Raw genomic sequence first — 21543 nt, forward strand, 5'->3', positions numbered from 1 at the left:
GAAGTTATTATAAAGCTATTCAGATGCATTTTGATAAATTGAAATGGGGGATTAAGAGATGAGTCAACACAGTAAGAAAAAAACTGCAAAGAAATGGACTGTGGGTCTGCTGGCGGCTGCGATGGTATTTGGAATTGCTGGCTGCGGCGGTAACAACGGGAATAATGCAGCGACAAATGAAACGAGCAGCTATAACAAAGAAGGTCTGCCGATTGTGAATGAGCCTGTGACACTTAAAGTGCTGACTGTCCGTTGGGGGAGTATGGGGGACACCTTTACGCAAAACCAATGGCTGAAGGATCTGGAGAAAAATACGAATGTCAAAATCGATTGGCAAGTAATGTCCTCCAATGACTGGGGTGAGCAGAAGTCGATTATGCTGGCAAGTGGCACGCTTCCGGATATCGTTTTGGGAGATCAAACCTTTGGGGATGCCGATATCGTAAATAATCTGAGCTTTTTCCGGCCGCTTGATGATTATATCGAGCAAAATATGCCTAATCTCAAAGCAGCTATGGAAGAAACCCCAGAAATGAAAAAAATCAGCACATTTCCTGACGGGAAAATCTACTCCCTGCCAACAAGACTTCCTGCACGTCCAAAAAGCTCACGTCAGCCTGTGATTAACAAGACCTGGCTGGACAAATTGGGCTTGAAGGTGCCTGAAACGATTGATGAGCTTTATAACGTGCTCAAAGCTTTTAAAGAACAAGATCCGAATGGGAATGGAAAACAAGATGAGATTCCTTTTATTGAAATTGGTAATGACTTGATCAGTCCTTTCGGAATTGCCGATTTGAATAACAATAATATGATCATCAAGGACGGAAAAGCGATATATTTCCCTATTTCGGAGGAGTTCAAAGAAGGTCTCAAATGGGAAAATAAATTGTATGCGGAAGGCTTGCTAGATAAAGAGGTATTCACTCAGGACGATACGATGAGATCGGCTAAGTTCCAGAATCCGGATGCTCCAATCGTAGGCTTTACGTACCAATGGACTCCAGACGCCGTGTTTGGGAAATGGAGCGATCAATATGTGACGATTCCACCGATTGCCGGACCAGATGGTAAACGTTATACGATCGGGAATCCGATTGGGATGAATCTTAACCGTAATGAGCTGCTGATCACCACGTCCTGCAAATATCCTGAGGTTGCCGCACGTTGGGCAGATCAGTTCTATACTGACGAAGCGAGCATTCAGAATTTCTGGGGTGCGATTGGAACGGTTATTAAGAAAAACGATGATAGCACTTATACATTGATGGATCCACCAGCTGGAACCAGCGCAGATGCTTGGTATTGGGATCAATCGCTACGTGATTTTGGACCGAAATATGTGAGCCCATCCTTTGAATCGAAAATTGTCCTGAACCCTGAAAGTGGAGATGGACTGAAGCTGCAACTGGATAAGCTGGGCAGTGAATATGTAACCACACCTTTCCCTAACGTAATGTACACTTCTGAGGAGTTCGAGGAGCTGCCAACCTTGACTACGGATATCGACAGCTATGTGAATACTATGCGGGCGCAATTTATTAGCAAAGGCGGAATTGACGAGGGCTGGGATGATTATGTGAGTAAGCTTAATAAAATGGGACTTGAAAAGTTAGTTAAGATTCGCACGGATGCTTACAGCCGTTATATGAACGTGAAATAACCTATTCGTCTTTCGAAAAAGGTGCTGCCCTGCAGGATAGCTGTGGGGTAGCATTCTCTATTTTAAATAAGGAGGGGATGTCATGAAATCTAGTCCACTTCATTTCGGGCGGAAATTCGGACAAATCAAACAAAATTGGGGTCTCTATCTATTGCTTTTTCCTGCTGTAGTTCTGACGTTATTATTCGCGTACAAGCCAATGTACGGGGTGCTGATTGCTTTCAAGGATTATAGCCCGGCGTTGGGAATTGGAGGCAGCCCTTGGGCAGGATTCAAATACTTCGAGAAATTCTTTCATTCCTATCAATTTTCATCAACGATTAAAAATACACTGATCATCAGTGTGTACAGTCTGATTACCTTTCCGATTCCAATTATACTGGCGCTGATGGTTAACCAGATGAGACCTAACCGGTTCAGACGTTTTTTCCAGACGGTGTCCTATATGCCGCACTTTATCTCCACAGTAGTAATGGTGGGTTTAATGATGATTTTGTTCTCACCTAGCACCGGACTGCTGGGCAATATATATAGTCTTTTTGGAAAAGAGGCTCCTGATCTGATTGGCTCCGCTGGATTATTCAGCAGTGTGTATGTTTGGTCAGATGTGTGGCAGCATGTCGGCTGGGACAGCATTATCTTTATCGCTGCGCTCTCCGCAGTTGATCCTAGCTTGTACGAGGCGGCAACCGTAGACGGAGCAAGCCGGATGCATAAAATTCGTTATATTGATATTCCGATGCTGATGCCAACAGCGATAACCTTGCTTATTTTGCGGGTCGGTGGATTGCTTGGGGTTGGGTTTGAAAAAGTGTACTTAATGCAAAATGACTTGAACATCACTTCAAGCGAAATTCTTTCTACTTATGTCTACAAAATTGGCTTGCTCAGCAGTCAATACAGCTTTTCCTCTGCGATCAACCTGTTTAACACCGTTATTAATTTTATTTTATTGATCATGGTCAATCAGATTTCTAAAAAACTAAGCGAAAATAGCTTGTGGTAGAAGGGAGGAGCATTGAAATGGGAGGTTTAGAGACAGTTACTAAAGGGAATGTGGGGAAAATAAAGAAGAATCGTTCTTCGGATACTATAATGGAAATAGTGATGTATGTTATATCAGCAATTTTTCTAGTTATCTTAATCTATCCGCTATATTTTATCGTCATTGCTTCGTTCAGTGATCCTTCCGCGGTGGCGGGGGGGCAGGTTTGGTTATTTCCTAAAGGGTTCACCTTCGATGGTTACAAAGAGCTGCTGCGTCATGAAAATATTTGGATCGGTTACTGGAATACCATCATGTATACGGTGGTAGGGACGGCAATCGGTTTAATTGTAAATATTTCTGCGGCCTATGCGTTGTCCAGAAAGGATCTTGTGGGGCGAAAATATCTTTCCCTGTTTTTCATCTTTACGATGTTTTTTAATGGAGGGTTAATTCCGACTTTTCTAACGATCCGTGATTTCCATCTGTACGACACATTTCTGGTGATGGTACTGCCTTTCTCCGTTGGGGTGTTTAACATTATCGTTGCCCGCACCTTTTTTCAGTCGAGTATTCCGGGAGATTTATGGGAAGCTGCACAGATCGATGGTTGTGGAAATCTTCGATATTTTGTACAGATCGTTTTGCCACTATCGAAGGCGATTATTGCCGTGCTGGGTCTATGGATCGCCGTTGGTTACTGGAATTCATATTTTAATGCCTTGATCTATTTGAAAAATCCTAATATGTATCCCTTGCAGCTGATTCTGCGAAATATTCTGATCACCAATCAGATGCAATCGGGGATGGGAACCGGGGAAGCTGCGCAAATCGCACTACGACTCGCCAATATGATGCGGTATTCTGTTATTATCGTGGCAACGGTTCCGATTATGTGTGTGTACCCCTTTGTACAAAAATACTTTAACCAAGGGGTAATGATCGGCGCAGTGAAGGAATAGTACATTCGGCTATTCTACTAACATTCATTCGTAAGGAGCAAGAACGTTATGAAAAAGCAACAAAAAAACAGGATATATAGAACAATCACCGTCATTCTTTTAGTGACAACGTTGCTTGCTAGCCTTACTGCCTGTAAAGGGAGCAATGGGGTTAATTCTGTTGAACCTGAGCCGGGCGGATTTAACAAAGAAGGATTGCCGATAGTGGATAAGCCTGTGACGCTGAAAGTACTCACTGTCCGGTGGGTAAGCATGGGAGATTCTTTTACCGAGAATCAATGGCTCAAGGATTTGGAAAAGAACACGAATGTCAAAATCGAGTGGCAGGTGATGTCCTCCAATGATTGGAGTGAACGGAAGTCTATTATGCTGGCCAGCGGCACACTTCCAGACATCATTTTAGGGAGTCAGACCTTTGGAGATGCGGATATCGTCAATAATTTAAGCTTATTTCGGTCGCTAGATGATTATATTGAGCAAAACATGCCTAATCTCAAAGCAGCTATGGAAGAAACACCGGAAATGAAAAAAATCAGCACCTTTCCTGACGGGAAAATCTACTCGCTTCCTGCAAGATTACCCTCACGTCCTAAAAGCTCACGTCAGCCTGTGATTAATAAAACCTGGCTGGACAAATTGGGTTTGAAGGTACCGGATACGATAGACGATCTTTATAACGTGCTAAAAGCCTTCAAAGAACAAGATCCGAATGGAAACGGAAAACAGGATGAGATTCCTTTTATCGAATTAAGTAATGATCTAATCAGTCCCTTCGGAATTGCAGATTTGAATAATAACTTCATGGTGGTCAAGGACGGAAATGCGGTTTATTACCCGATTTCAGAGGAATACAAAGAAGGGCTCAAATGGGAGAGCAAATTGTTTAAAGACGGATTACTTGATAAAGAAGTATTCACTCAAGACGAAACGATGAGATCGGCAAAGTTTCTAAATCCGGATGCTCCAATCGTAGGCTTCTCTTATCAGTGGACGCCAGACGCTATGTTTGGCAAATGGAGTGATCAATATGTGACCATTCCGCCAATTGCTGGACCAGACGGGAAGCGCTACACCGTTGGGAACCCGTATGGGATGAATCTGGAACGCAACGAGCTGTTGATCACCACATCCTGCAAGTATCCAGAAATTGCAGCACGCTGGGCGGATCAGTTCTATACCAATGAAGCCAGCATTCAGAATTTCTGGGGTGCCATTGGAACGGTGATTAAGAAAAATGACAACGGTACGTATACATTGATGGACCCTCCAACCGGCACCAGTGCGGATGCTTGGTATTGGGAACAGTCACTCCGGGATTTTGGGCCGAAATATGTAAGCCCAGCTTTTGAAAAGACTATCTTTCTAAATCCTAAAACCGGAGATGGACTGAAGCTACAACTCGATAAGCTGGGAAGTAACTACACAACACCACCTTTCCCCAACGTAATGTACACTGCAGAAGAGTTTCAGGAGCTACCGACCTTGACCACCGATATTGATAGTTACGTCAATACAATGCGTGCTCAATTTATAATCTCAGGTGATATTGACGAGCAGTGGGATGACTATGTGAAGCAGCTACGGGGGATGGGCCTCGAAAAGATGGTGAAAATTCGGACAGATGCTTTCAGCCGTTATATGGGCGTTGAATAACAAGAAATGAGGTTTTTACTTGATGGGAAATATAATGAAAGAGCCAACCCCTTTGGCAGCCCAATTAAAGCTGCATTCTGAACCAGGCAGTAATGCTGACGCGATTATTCAGGGGGAGTGCTATCGGTTCACTGTCTTAACTCCGGAGCTTATCCGGATGGAATATAGTGAGGAAGGTTTTTTCGAAGATCGGGCGTCGCAGACCGTTGTGAATCGCAATTTCCCGGTTCCAGAGTTCCGCGTAATGGATCTGGGGAATAAACTTGAGTTGATTACGGAGCGCCTGCATTTAACTTATGACAAGCAGCCTTTCTCCCGGCATGGTCTCAATGTTCGGGTGAGAAACGAAGCGGGTCACCTAATGAGTGTCTGGAATTATGGAGATACAGTCCAAGATTTGGGAGGGACTGCACGTACCCTGGATAATGCAGATGGTGCCATTCCGCTGGAGCACGGACTACTTTCGCGTGCGGGGTATACGTTAATTGATGATAGCACCTCCCTAGTACTGGAAGAGGATGGACGGGTCGAGCTACGGGCGTTGGCTGGCCTCGATGTTTATTTTTTTGGATACGGTCATGATTATTTGCACTGCTTGAAGGATTTCTATCACCTTTGCGGTCGTACGCCCCTATTGCCACGTTATGCCCTTGGCAACTGGTGGAGCCGTTATTACCGATATTCAGAAGAAGAATACAAAGCGTTAATGGAGCGGTTTGAGCTCGAACGAATTCCGTTTTCCGTCGCTGTTATAGATATGGATTGGCATCTCGTCGATATTGATCCGCAGTACGGCAGTGGTTGGACGGGTTATACCTGGAACCGGGAACTGTTTCCGGAGCCTCAAAGATTTTTGGCATGGCTGCATGAAAAAGGACTTCGAGTAACGCTCAACGTACATCCAGCAGACGGTGTACGGGCGTTTGAAGATCCTTATCTTGCCATTGCTGCGGAGATGGGTATGGACCCGGAAAAAGGGGATGCTGTGGAATTTGATATCACGGATCCGAATTTTTTGCGAGCATACTTTAAGTATCTGCATCATCCGCTAGAGAATGAAGGTGTGGACTTCTGGTGGATTGATTGGCAGCAGGGTGGAGTGACTAAAGTACCGGGACTAGATCCGCTTTGGATGCTGAACCATTATCACTATCTGGATAGCGGCCGGCGAGGCAACCGGCAGATTACTTTTTCCCGTTATGCAGGTCTTGGCAGCCATCGTTATCCTGTGGGCTTCTCTGGAGATACCATTGTTACTTGGGAGTCGCTGGATTTCCAGCCATACTTCACAGCCAACGCCGCTAACGTGGGATATGGTTGGTGGAGCCATGATATCGGGGGCCATATGAATGGTTATTTAGACGATGAGTTGGCAATGCGCTGGGTGCAATTCGGTGTGTTTTCGCCTATTCTGCGGTTACATAGTTCTGCTAGTGCCTTTAACAGCAAGGAGCCATGGCGATTCAATAAGATTGCGGAAGAGGTGATGAAGGATTGCCTGCGTTTGCGGCATAGTTTACTTCCCTATCTGTACACGATGAATCGCTATGCCAGCCGCGATAGTCTTCCGCTAATCCGACCGATGTATTATCATCATGCGTTGTCGAATGAAGCCTATGAAGTGCCCAATGAATATTATTTCGGAACGGAACTTATTGCCTGTCCGATTACACAGCCGGTCAACCCAAAGGTAGGCGTTGCCGAATTTAAGGCTTGGTTACCTGAAGGGATTTGGATAGATTTTTTTAACGGAAGAGTGTACGACGGTGGCAGAAAGCTTTCTCTTTATCGTAATCTTGAGAATATCCCTGTATTAGCTAAAGCGGGTGCTATTGTGCCCATGGCAGATCTGACGCAATTTACCTCTTCAGTGGATAATCCGAGGCATATGGAGGTCCGTGTATTTGCGGGAGGAAGGGGTCATTTTCATCTCTGGGAGGATGAGGGCGATACTGCGGAGGATCAGGACGATCAATGGTGTGATACAGAAATGATCCTGGAAATGGGGGATAGAGCGAGCTTCAAGATCCTCTCTGCTAAGGGAAATACAAAGGTTGTGCCTGAGCGGAGATCGTGGAAGCTGTCCTTTGTTGGTTTTGCTGATACGAAGGTACAGGTATTCGCTGGCGGCACAGAAATCGAAGCAAACATGGACTATGATGAGGCTACACATACGCTTACGATCATGATTTCGGATCAAGCGGTAGAGCATTCATTGGAGGTAACGTTCACAGATGCCCGGATTGCGGTGAATTCGGTAGATGATGAGGTGTTCAGCCTTCTGAACCGTGCGCAAATTCTTTTCCAATTGAAAGAACAAATTTACCATGTAGTCAAAGCAGCAGTAACGCCGATGGCAGCCCTGGCTTCTCTTGCCTCGTTGGATCTTGAACATACACTGTATGGAGCGTTATGCGAAATACTGTCGGCAAGACTTTAAGCACTATTTCATTTAATTTAATAAAAAAGGAGGTTCTCTCTGTGCGCTGGCATAAAGAGAACCTCTTTTTTATTAGGAATGAACCGCTGCTACTTAATTAGCAGGGTTTGAATGGCATGAGCCGGAATCATGTTCTCAGCCAGTTCGTCATGGAAGCGCAGGGTGAATGGAAGCTCTTGCTCTGTGCGGTTCATAACGATAACAGCAATAGTGCCATCAGGGTTGCGAAAAGCTGTTGTTTCAAGCTTATCTGTATATTTGGAGAAACCAATGCGTTTAGCACCCGGACGAATATATTTACTGAAGTGCCCGATGTAATAGAAAGAGCTCTCAAAAGTAATTTCATCGTTTTTGGTATCTCCGATAATTGGAGCGTCACAGTAATTTCCTACATGATTAGGTCCACCTTGCTCATCCAAGACAATGTTCCAGTCTGTCCAGCTCGACATCCAGTTGTTCAGATTGCCAATGATATCATGTCCGTAACGTTCACCAGTGTTCCATGAGCCGAGATGAACGCCACCTTCTTGGCAGCCTTCGCTGAAGAACAGCTTTTTATCTGGGAAACGATCATGTACAGCAGAGAGGGCTTCGAAGTGATCACCGGAATACCAATGGAAGCAGATTCCCCATATGTATTTGGACGCTGCTTGATCTTCAAAAGCAACCTTAGCACGGTCATATACCTGTTCTTTGTTATGATCCCAGATCATAACTTTTACATGGCCCAAGCCCGCTTGTTCCAGAGCAGGTCCCAAGTAGTCACGCACAAAATCCTTTTCTTCTTCAGCGGTATACAGGCAGGAATCCCATCTTTGTACAGCTTTGGCTTCATTCTGAACACTGACAGCCCAGATATCAATCCCTTCTGCAGCGTACGCCTCAATATATTTAACGAACATGTTAGCCCAAGCCTCACGATATTCAGGCTTAAGAGCTCCGCCTCCGTTCATTTGCCCGTTTGTCTTCATGAACGCTGGAGGACTCCATGGGGAAGAGAACAGACGAAAATCTTCACCTACTGCTGCGGCAGCATTTTTTATGAGGGGGATAATTGATTCGTGATCTCTGGAAATATCGAATGAACGTAGCTCCGCATCGCCTTCCTCTACATAAGCATAGTTGCCCAGTGAGAAGTCGCAGCTTTGGATGTGTGAGCGGCAAAGGGTGTATCCAATGCCGTGCTCAGGATGAAAATAAGCGTCAATGATTTCTTTTTGTTTAGCTTCACTAAGTTTAGCGATAGTAACGGCAGAGGACTCCGTAAGGGCTCCACCAAAGCCTTCAATTTCTTGATACTCCAGATCATCATAGATATTGATTAGCTCTGATTCGACTCCTGACGTATCGGGAAGGAAAATCAGAGGGTCCTTTTCTGTTAAACGATCCGTGGTTTCTTTAGCGGTTTGAATGACGCGAATAGTTTTACTCATAATGGTTGATAACCTCCTACATATGAATTCTGTCTTTATTATAGAAGGAGATTCACTGCACTTTGAAGAAACTATATGGCTAAGAACCTCAACAATCTGGTCATTGATTATTATAGAAAGAGGAGCAAATGCGATGGAAACAAACAGCGTTCAAATTAGTTTGTGTGGATTTATCCGCCATACTCAGCCTTTTCGGCAACTATATCGCAGTGGGTTGGATACCTATATCATCAGGCTGCAAGCCGAAGGGGAATGTGAAGTCCTCATTGATGGAGAAATGACTACCGTAGTACCTGGGGATCTACTATTATTTAAGCCCTATGATATATATGATCTGAGAATCGGTGAAAAGAAAAGTCCTCTGGGACATAGTGTGGACTATTTTGTAATGTGTACAGGGGAATGGGTGGACCACTGGTGGAACCTGCGTGAGCGACCCAAAAAGGTTAGAATTGCGGATGATGGTAAGCTGCAAAGTATATGGCAACAGCTTGATCTGGAGAATAGAAGACTAGACGGGGGTAGCCCTGAAATACTAGAAGCGCTATTTAAAGCTTTATGTTTGCTGTTAGATCGGGCTATGGAAGAGGCACCTGCATCATCTTCGGCTTCACTTCTACACGGACTTAAGATGAAGAGTTATGTGGAGGAGCATGCTACTTCAGAGATCAGACTAAAGGACGTAGCCGCTCATGCTGGAATTAGTGTGACAAGGGCCGTGCATGTATTCAAAATCCAATTCGGTTATTCTATTATGCAATATGCGGGGCAAATCCGGCTTGCGATGGCACTGAGATTAATGGACAATACCAATTACACCTTAGAGCGTATAGCAGAGGAGACGGGGTTTGGAAGTTATACCTATTTTCACAGGGTGTTTCGGGAGCGTTATGGTGTCTCGCCAGGTATTTATCGAAAGAGAGAGTAGAAGGTTTAGCAGTAAAAAGAAGCTGCCCCATAAATCACAGAATAGGGCTTAGGGGCAACTCCTCGATTAGACGTTAATTATAGTAAGGCCAGCCAGCTGAATCCCATTCGAGATCACTGATTAACAATTTGGGTGCACCATTCTCGGCGACACTGTAAGCATGGCGGACGATAACGTTGGTTCCGTATATATCCTGTCCACCAGGACCCGCCCAAAAACTGTTGCCGCTATCGATGACCGTAGCCCCGCCATTTTTCATATCAGTACCGTCCTTTGCATAGAAAGGACCCAGTACGCTGGTTGAGCGTCCCACTGCAATTTTATAGGTGCTGTTTACGCCTGAGCAGCATTGGCCAATGGATACGAATAGATAATAATATCCGGTATTTGGATTGTAAACCATGCTGGAGCCTTCAATCCCCCCGGATTTAGTGGCAATGCGATAGGAGTTGCCCGTTGGCTTCATGGTTGTTTTGTTGATGGAGGTAATGTAAATCCCGTTGCTCCAGGAACCGAAGGTCATCCATAGGTTTCCGTTAGCATCTGCCGTAATGTTAGGATCAATGGCGTTATAATTGGAGGCGTCATTTGACGAGATAACGACACCTTGGTCCGTCCATTTTCCCCCGGAGATCGATTTAGTAGTTACTAAACCAATAGCAGACACTCTTGAGCCGAATGTGGAGATAGAATAATAGAGGTAATAGGTACCGTTATAGTAGAAAATTTCTGGAGCCCATACATCTAGCCCTTCTTGATTGGGAACGTAAGAGCTCCACCAGGAGGGTTTCGAGTTATAAATCGGGAGGGAGCGAATATAGTTCGTTCCATCGTTTGAAAACATCACTTGGAGACCTGATCCCGTGCTGAATACCCAATGTGTGTTTCCCTCTTTGATATATGAAGGGTCGTGTACATTGGTATCTCCAGTCAGATTCCAGGTTGCTGCATAAGCTTGCGATCCTGCTGAAAAAACAGTTGTAAAAAGCATTAAAAAAGACAACAATAACAACCGATAACCTTGCCTACCTTTTTTCGCCATATTCCTTCTCCTTTTAGTTTAGATTTCCCTAAAGTGTTTCATTATTTTGCAATTGATAACGCTTACATAATATCTTGTATTATTTCTCTAGTCAATGATTCTTTTGGATCAATAAAAAAGCAAATCTCGGCCACCGGAGACTTGCTTTTTTATATTTTTATAATAAATCTGTGATCGCTTGTTCAAATAATCTGACACTATTTTCCCAAGTCCATTTGCGCGAATATCTTTCCCCCTGCTCCGCTAATTTAGTTCTTAAGTTGGGATCACGTATTAAGCGGATGACATCTTCACCGAGCCGGTTCTCATATCGATAAGAGAGCAAACAGTTTTTCTTGTGATGGGCGTATTCCATATTCCCACCCGAATATACACAGACTAACGCTGCTCCACAACGCATGGCCTCAAGTCCCGGTAAAGAGCCTGTATCAAAAATACTTGAGCTAACAAAAATATCCGCACCGTTATAGTGATAGCAGAGCTCCTCATCATTTGCTGGCGTAAAGAACCGATATTTTCCAGTAGCTTTCATTCTTTGGAGAATTTCTGAGGTGTTGAACTCGTCAGGCGGACTGATGAAGTTAATATTTACATCGGGATATTGGCTTTTTACGTAATCCAGCTGTTCTATAAGATAATCTTGCTCACGGTGCCAGGAGAAACCTCGTTCTGTTTTTCTTAATATAGCTGTTATGTTTAGAGGCTCTTGAAGACTGTGACGGATATTCATATTTTTAAAAGAGGAGCTAATGCCAATGGGCACGATACTGCCGGTGATGCCATGATTTAAACGGATCAGCTCCTGCTGCCAACGTGATAAAACGATAAGATGCTCAGTGATGTGATAGGAGGGGAAGGAGCGTCCGTTATCCGGTAAAAAAGGTGGCTCATAACATAAAGACAAACGTACATGAATACCCTTTCCTTGCTCGCTCGCAGCTTGGGCAATGGGGACAGTTGTATAATAATTAGAAACAATGACGTCTCCGGGAGGAAAGTCATGCTCGTGAATATTCATATGTGAGGAGCGGATTACGTTTGCGCGCACATCATAAGAAATAGCGCCATCCACAGGCAAAAGGAGATTGACCTGATGACCCAAGTCTGTCAGCCCATTGGTGAGCTCTACTAGCATACGTTGTGCTCCGCCATGAGATAAGGTCAGAATAGGGAATGTGAATTGCATTGATAATCCCGTCCCTTCCAAGTTAGAGCTATAATATGAAAAAATATGATTCAATCGTTCCTTTTTTTATTTTATTCAGCTCCTATAGAAAAGTACCATTTATCAAGTTTATAAAGAAAAGTAGAAGGAAGAGGGGGGAGTATGAGGGAAGAAAGCCGTTCGGTGGTGGGCAATTTGACGAAGGCTGATCTAGAACAGGAGGTCACCATTAGTTTCCCTGAGGGGGCTGGAATGTAGAATAATACTTGGAGTATTCAAAAGATTATGATCGGAGTGCAGAGCATTATTCCTATCATACAGGTCAAATCGTATATGCCTCTAAATTGCTGCAGAAAGAGGATGATCATCTGCTCAATAACTGGAAGCATTATTTTTGAGCATAGAAAAAGCTGGGGATAGATGCGCAGCTGCTGCTAACACCTATCCTCAGAAATGGATTTTTATTGTGTTATAGGAGCAATCTTCTTCAGTAAAGCAACCGTATCATTAACCTCCAGATCCTTGATATCTTCTAATGACACATCGATCATTGGCTTATATTCTTGGAGTTTGCGCAGGAAAGCCTCGGTATGGAATACTCCGCTGCCTGCTTTTCCGTGGTATGCTTTTTCACCATCTTGATAGATATCTTTTAAATGCGCCAGAATGATACGGTCGCCGAATAATCTGAAGGAATCATCGACAATTTGATCCTGCAAATGCGCAGCCGTGCCAATAAAATTACAAGGGTCCAATACAACACCTATACAGCTTGATGGGACTTCATCTAAGATGCGGCGCATCTTGTCTGGTGTAGAAAGTGTATGTGTGCAGACCCCTTCTAGTCCTAGAAAAACGCCCCATTTTTCAGCTTCCTCTGCAAGTTCTTCTACAGTTGCCCTTAACGTATCCCAGCCGATAGCTTCGTAATGGACCGGATCTTGTGCTTGAAAAGTAGTCAGCGCGCCTGTCTCTGTTGCCACCATAGGTGCGCCGAATTGGCGGGCATAACGAAGATGCTCTTTAAAACGATTGATCTCAGCTCTCCGGATGACAGGATCCGGATGAACAGGGTTGATGTAACAGCCCAAAACACCGATACGTATTCCTGCTTTGTCAAATTGTTCGCCAATATAGCTGGCAAGACCTGGACTTAATTTACCGGTAGAAGTGTCGATGTCCTGAATGGCTTTGGATAATGCAAGCTGAACAAAATCGATATCATAATTCTGAAGGGTTGCAGTTAACGACTTGAGCGGCAGGCAGCCAAATGTGTGGGCTAGAGTTCCGTATCTGATGGGTAACCTCTCCTTTAATAGAGTAAGTATGAGTAATAACCTTCATAATAGTAACGCTTTCATAAGGATGCAAGTGATTTATCATTATCGCCGGTCAGGAAATTGATGATTTCAGTGTTGACTCTATCCGGTTGCTCATGATTAATGCCGTGTCCCGCACGGGGGATGACTTGGTAATGAAACTTTCCATCCTCTAAAATATCTATGAAATCCTTTGATTGTTTTAAAGCGTGTTCTCCTACTAAAAAATAGAGCTTATCTCTGACGGCAACTGCGGCGTTTTTATCGTATTTTTGAAGCTTATGAACAAACATAGCTTGCTGATTATGAGCTCGCATTAAAAGGATTAGATGAGCAGCTGCTTCTGGGTGATTGTCAAATAAAGGGGAGTCAGGCGCACTTAACTTCTTCAGCACTTTCAGTAAATTGCGATCCGTGGGAATCAGAATCTCTGGGAACATCATCATTAGCGTTTGCAGCATGGTTTTGATGGGTGTGGTGACCATTCCGCCTTCCAAACAAATCACACGGTTCACTTTGTCCGGTTGCTTGGTTGCATAATTAAAAGCAATATAGGCGCCATTTGACACCCCTGCAATATTAAAGATGTCTATGCTCAGATGTTTGGCTATTTCATTAATCCATTCCACCTGCTCAAACTTTTGTTTATTAAAGTGCGCATTAGGAATGCTTTTTCCGGGTCCGCCCAGAGTATCAATAGCAACGCAGTAAAAATGCCGCGATAATTCCTCGATGTTAAGGAGCCACATGACCGCCGAGTTATCACCAACGCCATGAAACAGAAATAAAGGGGGATTACTCTTTTGCCCGGTAAGGATACAATGCGTCAGCCCATATGTGGTTGGGAGATCGAGCTCTTCAAGAGGAATAGGCCACTGATCAACTAGCTGTTGGTAGGATTGCCACACTCGTTCTTGCACCTTGGCATTCTTAAAGCTATTTACCATCACAAACCTCCTTAGTGAAAATACAACATCTGTATCTTATTCCAATAAGTATACTACGAGAGTGCGGAAGGAGGAGCGCGCAATAGGAACATTCCTGTGAAAAGAGGGGTGCAGACCAGATAAGTGTATTTCATACAACTAAATTGCTACTTTACTCTCACTACGGTGAAATAGATGTACTTCGTACAACTATTTCTCTCGTATTTAGCTGATTCAGCTAAATTGGGCGAAGTTAATTGCACAAAGTACACTTAACACATTAGGCGTGAGCATTGAAGATCATTTTAGTTGTAGAATGTGCAATTAAATAATGCATGCCGGTCTCTTTTGCGGTAAATTTTGATAGGGAAGTTATTAATAACGTTCTAGGTGGGGATGATTATGCTCGTTGAGCTAAAGGAAGCTAGTGTTTCAGATGGACGCGATATTTTTGAGCTGATTGTGGAGATAGGTCCGGGGGAAAATGGATTCGTCAATAACGGATTTGATCTGGCTTACAGTCAATTTCCTGATTTCATCCAGGATCGGATAGCACTTTCACAAGGTGATAATCTTCCACCACAGTATGTAGCACAAACCAACTACTGGCTACTGATTGACGCTTATCCCGTTGGTGTCGGAAAACTAAGACATTCCTTAAATGATCAATTGAGGAAGTCAGGTGGACACATCGGTTATAGTATCAGACCCAGTGAAAGAGGAAAGGGTTATGGCACGATTTTTTTGGCAGAGCTGTTAAAAAAAGCTGCGGACATGGGGATTGATAAGGTCATGCTGACTTGTGAGCCGGACAATATATCTTCGAGAAAGGTTATTGAAGCGAACAAAGGAATACTACATGGCATTGAGAATGAAAAATGTAACTACTGGATCACCCTTTAAGCTGGTGTGAAAAATAGGGGAGGAGTTGCCAAGAGGCAGCTCTTTTTTGTTATTCGCGATGTTATTGTAGTTCATCCAATAGAGATTCGTCTAAAATGTGAAAAAAATTTAAATTTTTTTTGAAAGCGCTCTATTCAAACACAAACAAATAGTTTAAAATCAAAACAAACAAAAATAAACAAAAAAACAAACATTCAAAAACGGAGGTATTCACAAATGATACAAAACTTATGGGATTCATCTCGGGAAACGAAATTAGACGGGGGATTGGATGCATTAGTGTTCCGCTCTAATCTGCTGGGCGAAGATCGCAGAGTCTGTAACTTTGGCGGAGGGAATACCTCCAGCAAAACGATAGAATTGGATTTTCGCGGGCGTGAGGTAGAAGTAATGTGGGTGAAGGGCAGCGGCTCTGACCTTGCTACGATGAAAGCAGGCAACTTTACCGGACTAAGGCTTCAGGATATTGCCCCGTTATTTGAACGTGATGAAATGCCAGATGAAGAGATGGTAGCTTATCTCGCAAATTGTATGATTGATCCTAAACATCCGCGTGCTTCTATCGAAACGTTACTGCATGCATTTTTACCTTTCAAGCATGTGGATCATACGCATCCAGATGCCATTATCAGTTTATGCTGCGCTCATAACGGTAAGGAAATTGCCCGTGAGATTTATGGGGATCGTTTCGTATGGGTGCCATACATCCGTCCAGGCTTCACTTTATCCAAAATGATTGCCGAAGGTGTGCTCGCAAACCCGAAAGCTGAATTAGTGCTGATGGAGAAACACGGTCTCGTGACTTGGGGGGATACACCTGAATCTTGTTATGCCAAAACAATCTCCATAATTAACGAAGCGGAAAGTTATATTGAAGAAAGAATTGAAGATCAGAACCTATTTGGCGGCCGCAAATCAGAAGCACTTCCAGAAGCAGAGCGGCGGGCTGTAGCGGCGGTAGTGATGCCACTGATCAGAGGCGCGGTCAGCGATGAGCGTAAAATGATTTTGACCTTCGACGATGCGGAGGATGTGCTGCGTTTTGTAGGAGGGGCTGACTCGGAGAAGTTATCCGGTGTAGGCGCAGCTTGTCCAGATCATTTGGTACATACCAAAATGAAGCCGCTTTTTGTTGCGTGGGAGCCAAATACTAATGATATCGATGGCTTGAAGGTGAAGCTGAGCGAAGCGATTAGCGTTTATAAGGAGCAGTACAAAGCGTACTTCGACCGTAATAAACATGAAGGCGATGTAATGTTCGAGGCTGCGCCACGTGTGATCCTGATCCCTGGCGTGGGCATGATCAACACAGGTAAAAGCTGGAGCAATTCTAAGATCAGCGGAGCCTTGTATCACCGGGCGATTGCTGTTATGCGCGGAGCTACTGCGCTGGGAGATTTCGTCTCTCTAAGTGAGAATGAATCGTACAATGTGGAATATTGGCCCCTGGAATTATATAAATTATCATTGGCTCCGGCAGAAGCGGAGTTCTCCCGTAAAGTTGCCTTTATTACAGGTGGTGCTGGGGGAATTGGGAGTGAGACGGCTCGTCGTTTAGTATCAGAAGGAGCGCATGTTGTATTGGCAGATCTCAATCTGGAGGGTGCACAAAAAGTAGCGGAAGAGATTAACGCTAAGTTTGGTGAAAATCGTGCATTCGCCGTTAAAATGGACGTAACTCAGGAAGAGCAGGTAACCGCAGCTTATGCGGAGACAGCCCTTTTTTATGGCGGGGTCGATATTATTGTTAATAATGCTGGGCTTGCAACCTCCAGTCCGTTTGATGAGACTTCATTGAAAGAGTGGAATTTGAATATTTCTGTGCTGGGCACAGGATATTTTCTCGTTGCACGCGAAGCTTTTAAAGTGATGAAGGAGCAAAAAATCGGAGGCAGCATGGTATTCATCGGCTCCAAAAATTCTATTTTTGCAGGTAAAAGCGTCTCGGCTTACAGTTCTGCCAAGGCGCTCGAAGCCCATCTGGCCCGCTGCATAGCAGCTGAAGGTGGAGAGTTTGGCATCCGTGCCAATACGATTCTGCCCGATGCAATTCTACAAGGATCAGCCATCTGGAATTCGAACTGGCGTAATGAACGGGCGGCTGCTTACGGGATTGAGCCGGATCAATTAGAGGAGCATTACCGTAAACGCACGACGCTGCTAGTTAATATTTATCCACGTGATATTGCCGAAGGCGTTGCTTTTTTTGCTTCTTCCAAGTCAGAGAAAACTACGGGTTGTATGCTGACAATCGACGGTGGAGTGCCAGCAGCTTTTACTAGATAAGAAGTAGCTTGAATATAGATAGGGATAACGGAGGGAAATCATGCTGATTGCAGACAGATATGAACGAATCGTAGAACTAGTGAATGAACGTGGCAGCATCCGTGTCTCAGAATTGAGTACATTATGCCAAGTGACCGAAGAAACCATTCGCCGCGATCTGGATCGATTGGAAAAAGCGTCTCGGCTGCTGCGTTCGCATGGCGGAGCAGTTAGCCTGCGTGACCGGCAACCGGAGACTCCTTATGCCGAACGAGAAATCATGAATGCAGCGGAGAAACAGCGGATTGCCCGTGAGGCGGTAATGATGATTAAGCCGGGCGATCGGATTTTACTGGATGCCAGTACAACGGCTTGGTATATGGCTTCGCATTTGCCGGATATGCCGCTCACTGTGTTGACCAATTCTACTAGAGTGGCAGCAGAGTTAAGCGGGAAGGAGCGGATCGAGGTCTTTTCTACAGGCGGGCAACTGAGCCGCAGATCAATGTCCTATGTGGGTCATTTAGCAGAACGTTCGCTTGAATTGTATCACGTGGATAAAATGTTTTTTTCCTGCAAAGGATTTCATCTCGAACGTGGCGCTAGTGAATCAAATGAGCTGCAAGCTATGGTGAAACGAAAGATGATTTCTATAGCGGAGCAAGTGATCTTATTATGCGATTCCAGTAAATTCGGAATTCAAGCGTTCACACATTTTGCGGCTCCTAGTGATGTGGATGTTCTAATAACGGATTACAGCCCTGTTGAAGAACAAATGAAGCAGTTGCAGAAGCTGAACATCGCAATAACGACGGTGTAGTAAATAGTTGTGCAGGAGGTGAAGGCATGAAGGTATCGATGTTTATAACTTGCGTCAGCGATGCCGTGTTCCCGAAGGTCGGGGAAGCCATGGCTCGTCTGCTGGCCAGATATGGCGTACAGCTGGAGTTCCCGGAGGTGCAGACCTGCTGCGGACAGCCTGCGTACAACAGTGGATATTGGAATGAAGCGCGGCAAGCTGCACTTACGATTCTGCAGGCCTTCGATGACAGTGATTTTGTCATTGCACCTTCCGGATCCTGTACGGGGATGCTTCATCATTACCCTAAGCTGTTTCAGGAAGATCCGGTTAATCTGGTCAAGGCGCAGAATTTGCAACGCAAATCCTATGAATTCAGCCAGTTTATGGTGCAGGTGCTTGGCGTAACTGATCTAGGAGCAGTGTTTCCGCATAAGGTTACCTATCATCCTTCCTGTCATGGCACAAGGATTCTAGGGATTCGCGACGAACCAATGCAGCTTATGCAAAATGTGAAGGCGATGGAGCTGGTACCACTGCCTTTTGCTGAGGACTGCTGTGGGTTTGGTGGAACCTTTGCCGTGAAAATGTCTGATATCTCCGGGGCGATGGTCACTGAGAAATCAGATCATGTGCTGGAGACGGAAGCAGAAATCCTAACGGGTCTGGATATGGGTTGTCTGATGAATATTGCCGGGAATCTGCGTTACCGCCGCGAACCCGTTCGAGTTATGCATTTAGCAGAACTGCTATATGAGGGGGTGACTGATAAATGAGCCAAGCCACCACCAATTCCACGGCGAGTTCAGAGAATGGAAAGCCAGCAACAGTAAAAGAGCGTGCAGACTTGGCACTGAATAATGACTTTTTACGCAAGGCTGTTCGTTTTACCACGGAGAGACTGCGTGATGGAAAACAAAAAGCGGCTAACGATCATGGCCACTGGGAAGAGTGGCGTGAACGTGGGCGGCAAATCCGTCTACACACGATCGCCCATCTTGATTACTATTTGAATCTTTTTGCTGACAAGGCAAGAGCAAACGGCACACATATTCATTTTGCAGCAACGGGTGAAGAGGCTGTGAAGATTGCCCTTGAAATCGCGCAGCGAAAACAGGCAGCTTCTGTGGTCAAATCCAAATCAATGGTTACTGAGGAGCTGCATTTAAATAAGGCGCTGGAATCCATTGGTGTGGAGACCATAGAGACGGATCTGGGGGAGTATATTATCCAGCTTGCCGGGGAAACCCCGTCACATATCATTATTCCGGCGATTCATAAGAACCGCTACCAGATTGCCGAGCTGTTGTCCAAAGAGGCAGGGGAGGAGCTTTTGCCTGAAACTACTATTCTTGCTGGATTTGTACGGCGAAAGCTGAGAGAGAAGTTCCTTGATGCGGATATCGGAATGACTGGCTGTAACTTTGCTATTGCAGAGACGGGTTCGATGGTGCTGTTCGAGAATGAAGGCAACGCTCGTATGGTCACCACTTTACCGAAAACACAAATTACCCTGATGGGGATGGAGCGGATTATTCCTTCGTGGAGTGATCTTGAAGTGATGGCTACATTATTGCCTCGTTCGGCAACAGGGCAGAAGTTAACGGTATATATGTCGGGTATTTCGGGTCCCCGCAGAACCAACGATGGTGATGGGCCGGAAGAGCAGCATATTATTATTCTTGATAATGGCCGATCTGAGCAGCTAGGCGATCCTGAGTTTCAGGAGCTGCTGAATTGCATCCGCTGTGGAGCTTGTCTGAATGCTTGTCCTGTCTACCGTCATATTGGCGGTCATGCATATGGGGGAACGTATAGCGGACCTATAGGAGCGGTGTTGACCCCGGCGCTGAATAAAAATGTAGATCAATGGGATGACATCGCCTCAGCCTCTAGCCTATGCGGAGCATGTTATGAAGCCTGTCCGGTCAAAATTCCTCTGCATGATATGCTCATCTATTTACGGCGGCGGAAGGTTGAACGTGGTTATGAGGATAAGGCAGAAGGTCTCGGCATGAAGGGTTTTGGGGCGATTATGGCGAAGTCACAGCGATTTAGTAATGTGATGAAGGTAGGTAGAATCGGGCAAAAGCTGCTCGTGCGAGACGGAGGAATTCCGTCGAAACTGGGGCCGCTGAAAGGCTGGAACAATTATCGGATCGCCCCGAAGCTGGCAGATCAATCCTTCCGTGAGAGCTGGAAGGGGCTGCAACAGGAGCTAGACAAGAACAGTCGCGAAATGGACCCGGCGATACAGAAGCGAATGGAAGATTTACTAGCGAAGCGGAAGCGGGAAGAGCTGGAAGGAGGGGTCGGACATGACTGAAGGGACGCACAGTAACTGGTTGGAACGTATGGAGCAGGATTCACGTGAAAAGCAGCAGGGATTCATGAATGATATCGCTCGCCGCCTGAAGCGGCCGAGAATTACTGAAGCTCCCGCACACCCTTTTCGCGGCGCACCGCAGTACTGGCAGCAATTCAAGTGGAGTCCGGAGGAAAGGATTGAACAATTTACGGCGAATTTTCAAAGCGCCGGTGGCCATGTATTTCGTGTGCAGGATATGGATGAAGCCAAGGCTTTTATCGTCAGCAAAGCGGATGAGATGCTCGCACGGTATATTCTCCGGCAAAATGTCACCGAGCTAGCAGCACTTCGACTAGAGGAGGAACTCACAGATACACGGGTGTCTGTCTGGAATACGGATGATCAGGAGGCATGGAAAGCTAGGGCAGCCGAGGCTGATATTGGAATTGTGATTGCGGATTATGCAGTTGCCTATACAGGCTCCATTACTGTGCTGTCCTCTGAGGATAAAGGCCGTTCAGTCAGCTTATTACCTACCGCATTAGTTGCCATCGTTCCATTGGAGCGGCTGAAGACTCGTCTCGGTGAGGTGCTTATTGATTTTGATGAAGCTGGGCCATCGGGGCTGCCGGCGGGCATCCATTTTATCTCCGGACCTAGCCGTTCAGCGGATATTGAGAATGATCTGACGATAGGCGTGCATGGTCCAGGAATCGTATTCGCTTTGCTAGTAGGCTGATAGGAGATAAGGA

17 protein-coding genes are annotated in these 21543 nt (G+C 45.2%); 12 read left to right on the plus strand and 5 right to left on the minus strand.

Features of this window, described 5'->3' with window-relative positions; all coding sequences use genetic code 11:
* The first annotated feature begins 58 nt into the window (after positions 1-58).
* The 5 genes from NSQ55_RS11045 (at position 59) to NSQ55_RS11065 (ending at position 7703) form a co-directional block, all read left to right on the plus strand.
* Entirely contained in the window at positions 59-1663 is a 1605-nt protein-coding gene (locus NSQ55_RS11045) for an extracellular solute-binding protein (RefSeq protein WP_076186969.1), read from the plus strand.
* A gap of 82 nt (positions 1664-1745) precedes the next feature.
* Positions 1746-2669: an ABC transporter permease subunit gene (locus NSQ55_RS11050; RefSeq protein WP_076130366.1), complete on the plus strand. Its 924-nt coding sequence runs from the start codon at positions 1746-1748 to the stop codon at positions 2667-2669.
* A gap of 17 nt (positions 2670-2686) precedes the next feature.
* On the plus strand, positions 2687-3610 hold the full coding sequence (locus NSQ55_RS11055) for a carbohydrate ABC transporter permease (RefSeq protein ID WP_076130365.1): 924 nt from the start codon (positions 2687-2689) through the stop codon (positions 3608-3610).
* A 48-nt stretch (positions 3611-3658) separates the two neighbouring features.
* Positions 3659-5263, plus strand: a complete 1605-nt coding sequence (locus NSQ55_RS11060) for an extracellular solute-binding protein (RefSeq protein ID WP_339173271.1) — start codon at positions 3659-3661, stop codon at positions 5261-5263.
* 22 nt (positions 5264-5285) lie between these two features.
* Positions 5286-7703, plus strand: coding sequence for a TIM-barrel domain-containing protein (locus tag NSQ55_RS11065; RefSeq protein WP_339173274.1), 2418 nt, complete (start codon positions 5286-5288; stop codon positions 7701-7703).
* Between the two features lie 89 nt (positions 7704-7792).
* On the opposite strand, the gene NSQ55_RS11070 is transcribed toward NSQ55_RS11065, so the two are convergent.
* Positions 7793-9136, minus strand: a complete 1344-nt coding sequence (locus NSQ55_RS11070; protein ID WP_339173277.1) for a glycoside hydrolase family 30 protein — start codon at positions 9134-9136, stop codon at positions 7793-7795.
* Positions 9137-9269: 133 nt separating this feature from the next.
* Between NSQ55_RS11070 and NSQ55_RS11075 the strand changes: the two genes are divergently transcribed.
* Positions 9270-10064 carry an AraC family transcriptional regulator gene (locus NSQ55_RS11075; RefSeq protein ID WP_076130362.1) on the plus strand — a complete coding sequence of 265 codons (795 nt, stop codon included), beginning with the start codon at positions 9270-9272 and terminating at the stop codon, positions 10062-10064.
* Positions 10065-10137: 73 nt separating this feature from the next.
* Here the strand turns inward: NSQ55_RS11075 and NSQ55_RS11080 are convergent, their stop codons facing one another.
* From NSQ55_RS11080 to NSQ55_RS11095, 4 genes are all read right to left on the minus strand, one after another.
* Positions 10138-11106 carry a glycoside hydrolase family 43 protein gene (locus NSQ55_RS11080; RefSeq protein WP_076130361.1) on the minus strand — a complete coding sequence of 323 codons (969 nt, stop codon included), beginning with the start codon at positions 11104-11106 and terminating at the stop codon, positions 10138-10140.
* 157 nt (positions 11107-11263) lie between these two features.
* Complete coding sequence (locus NSQ55_RS11085) at positions 11264-12292, minus strand: glycosyltransferase family 4 protein (protein ID WP_339173280.1); 1029 nt, start codon at positions 12290-12292, stop codon at positions 11264-11266.
* Positions 12293-12732: 440 nt separating this feature from the next.
* On the minus strand, positions 12733-13599 hold the full coding sequence (locus NSQ55_RS11090) for a sugar phosphate isomerase/epimerase family protein (RefSeq protein ID WP_339174476.1): 867 nt from the start codon (positions 13597-13599) through the stop codon (positions 12733-12735).
* 29 nt (positions 13600-13628) lie between these two features.
* A complete protein-coding gene (locus NSQ55_RS11095; RefSeq protein ID WP_339173283.1) occupies positions 13629-14537 on the minus strand; it encodes an alpha/beta hydrolase in 909 nt (302 codons plus the stop codon).
* Positions 14538-14918: 381 nt separating this feature from the next.
* On the opposite strand from NSQ55_RS11095, the gene NSQ55_RS11100 reads away from it, so the two are divergent.
* From NSQ55_RS11100 to NSQ55_RS11125, 6 genes are all read left to right on the plus strand, one after another.
* Complete coding sequence (locus tag NSQ55_RS11100; RefSeq protein WP_248548008.1) at positions 14919-15419, plus strand: GNAT family N-acetyltransferase; 501 nt, start codon at positions 14919-14921, stop codon at positions 15417-15419.
* Positions 15420-15635: 216 nt separating this feature from the next.
* Entirely contained in the window at positions 15636-17705 is a 2070-nt protein-coding gene (locus tag NSQ55_RS11105; RefSeq protein WP_339173286.1) for a bifunctional aldolase/short-chain dehydrogenase, read from the plus strand.
* 40 nt (positions 17706-17745) lie between these two features.
* Positions 17746-18504 carry a DeoR/GlpR family DNA-binding transcription regulator gene (locus tag NSQ55_RS11110; RefSeq protein ID WP_076130355.1) on the plus strand — a complete coding sequence of 253 codons (759 nt, stop codon included), beginning with the start codon at positions 17746-17748 and terminating at the stop codon, positions 18502-18504.
* Positions 18505-18530: 26 nt separating this feature from the next.
* Complete coding sequence (locus NSQ55_RS11115) at positions 18531-19259, plus strand: (Fe-S)-binding protein (protein WP_076130354.1); 729 nt, start codon at positions 18531-18533, stop codon at positions 19257-19259.
* On the plus strand, positions 19256-20809 hold the full coding sequence (locus NSQ55_RS11120) for a LutB/LldF family L-lactate oxidation iron-sulfur protein (RefSeq protein WP_339173288.1): 1554 nt from the start codon (positions 19256-19258) through the stop codon (positions 20807-20809). Before NSQ55_RS11115 ends, NSQ55_RS11120 begins: the two co-directional genes overlap by 4 nt.
* On the plus strand, positions 20802-21530 hold the full coding sequence (locus NSQ55_RS11125) for a lactate utilization protein (RefSeq protein WP_339173290.1): 729 nt from the start codon (positions 20802-20804) through the stop codon (positions 21528-21530). Before NSQ55_RS11120 ends, NSQ55_RS11125 begins: the two co-directional genes overlap by 8 nt.
* Positions 21531-21543: the final 13 nt, after the last annotated feature.

The sequence above is a fragment of the Paenibacillus sp. FSL H7-0943 genome, from assembly GCF_037963265.1.
In the GTDB taxonomy this organism is placed as follows: Bacteria; Bacillota; Bacilli; order Paenibacillales; family Paenibacillaceae; genus Paenibacillus_AQ; species Paenibacillus_AQ odorifer.

What these genes read in the sequence shown, in the direction of transcription:
- NSQ55_RS11045 (WP_076186969.1), top strand. Translation starts at nt 59, where the DNA reads ATGAGTCAACACAGTAAGAAAAAAACTGCAAAGAAATGGACTGTGGGT.
- NSQ55_RS11050 (WP_076130366.1), top strand. Translation starts at nt 1,746, where the DNA reads ATGAAATCTAGTCCACTTCATTTCGGGCGGAAATTCGGACAAATCAAA.
- NSQ55_RS11055 (WP_076130365.1), top strand. Translation starts at nt 2,687, where the DNA reads ATGGGAGGTTTAGAGACAGTTACTAAAGGGAATGTGGGGAAAATAAAG.
- NSQ55_RS11060 (WP_339173271.1), top strand. Translation starts at nt 3,659, where the DNA reads ATGAAAAAGCAACAAAAAAACAGGATATATAGAACAATCACCGTCATT.
- NSQ55_RS11065 (WP_339173274.1), top strand. Translation starts at nt 5,286, where the DNA reads ATGGGAAATATAATGAAAGAGCCAACCCCTTTGGCAGCCCAATTAAAG.
- NSQ55_RS11070 (WP_339173277.1), bottom strand. Translation starts at nt 9,136, where the DNA reads ATGAGTAAAACTATTCGCGTCATTCAAACCGCTAAAGAAACCACGGAT.
- NSQ55_RS11075 (WP_076130362.1), top strand. Translation starts at nt 9,270, where the DNA reads ATGGAAACAAACAGCGTTCAAATTAGTTTGTGTGGATTTATCCGCCAT.
- NSQ55_RS11080 (WP_076130361.1), bottom strand. Translation starts at nt 11,106, where the DNA reads ATGGCGAAAAAAGGTAGGCAAGGTTATCGGTTGTTATTGTTGTCTTTT.
- NSQ55_RS11085 (WP_339173280.1), bottom strand. Translation starts at nt 12,292, where the DNA reads ATGCAATTCACATTCCCTATTCTGACCTTATCTCATGGCGGAGCACAA.
- NSQ55_RS11095 (WP_339173283.1), bottom strand. Translation starts at nt 14,537, where the DNA reads ATGGTAAATAGCTTTAAGAATGCCAAGGTGCAAGAACGAGTGTGGCAA.
- NSQ55_RS11100 (WP_248548008.1), top strand. Translation starts at nt 14,919, where the DNA reads ATGCTCGTTGAGCTAAAGGAAGCTAGTGTTTCAGATGGACGCGATATT.
- NSQ55_RS11105 (WP_339173286.1), top strand. Translation starts at nt 15,636, where the DNA reads ATGATACAAAACTTATGGGATTCATCTCGGGAAACGAAATTAGACGGG.
- NSQ55_RS11110 (WP_076130355.1), top strand. Translation starts at nt 17,746, where the DNA reads ATGCTGATTGCAGACAGATATGAACGAATCGTAGAACTAGTGAATGAA.
- NSQ55_RS11115 (WP_076130354.1), top strand. Translation starts at nt 18,531, where the DNA reads ATGAAGGTATCGATGTTTATAACTTGCGTCAGCGATGCCGTGTTCCCG.
- NSQ55_RS11120 (WP_339173288.1), top strand. Translation starts at nt 19,256, where the DNA reads ATGAGCCAAGCCACCACCAATTCCACGGCGAGTTCAGAGAATGGAAAG.
- NSQ55_RS11125 (WP_339173290.1), top strand. Translation starts at nt 20,802, where the DNA reads ATGACTGAAGGGACGCACAGTAACTGGTTGGAACGTATGGAGCAGGAT.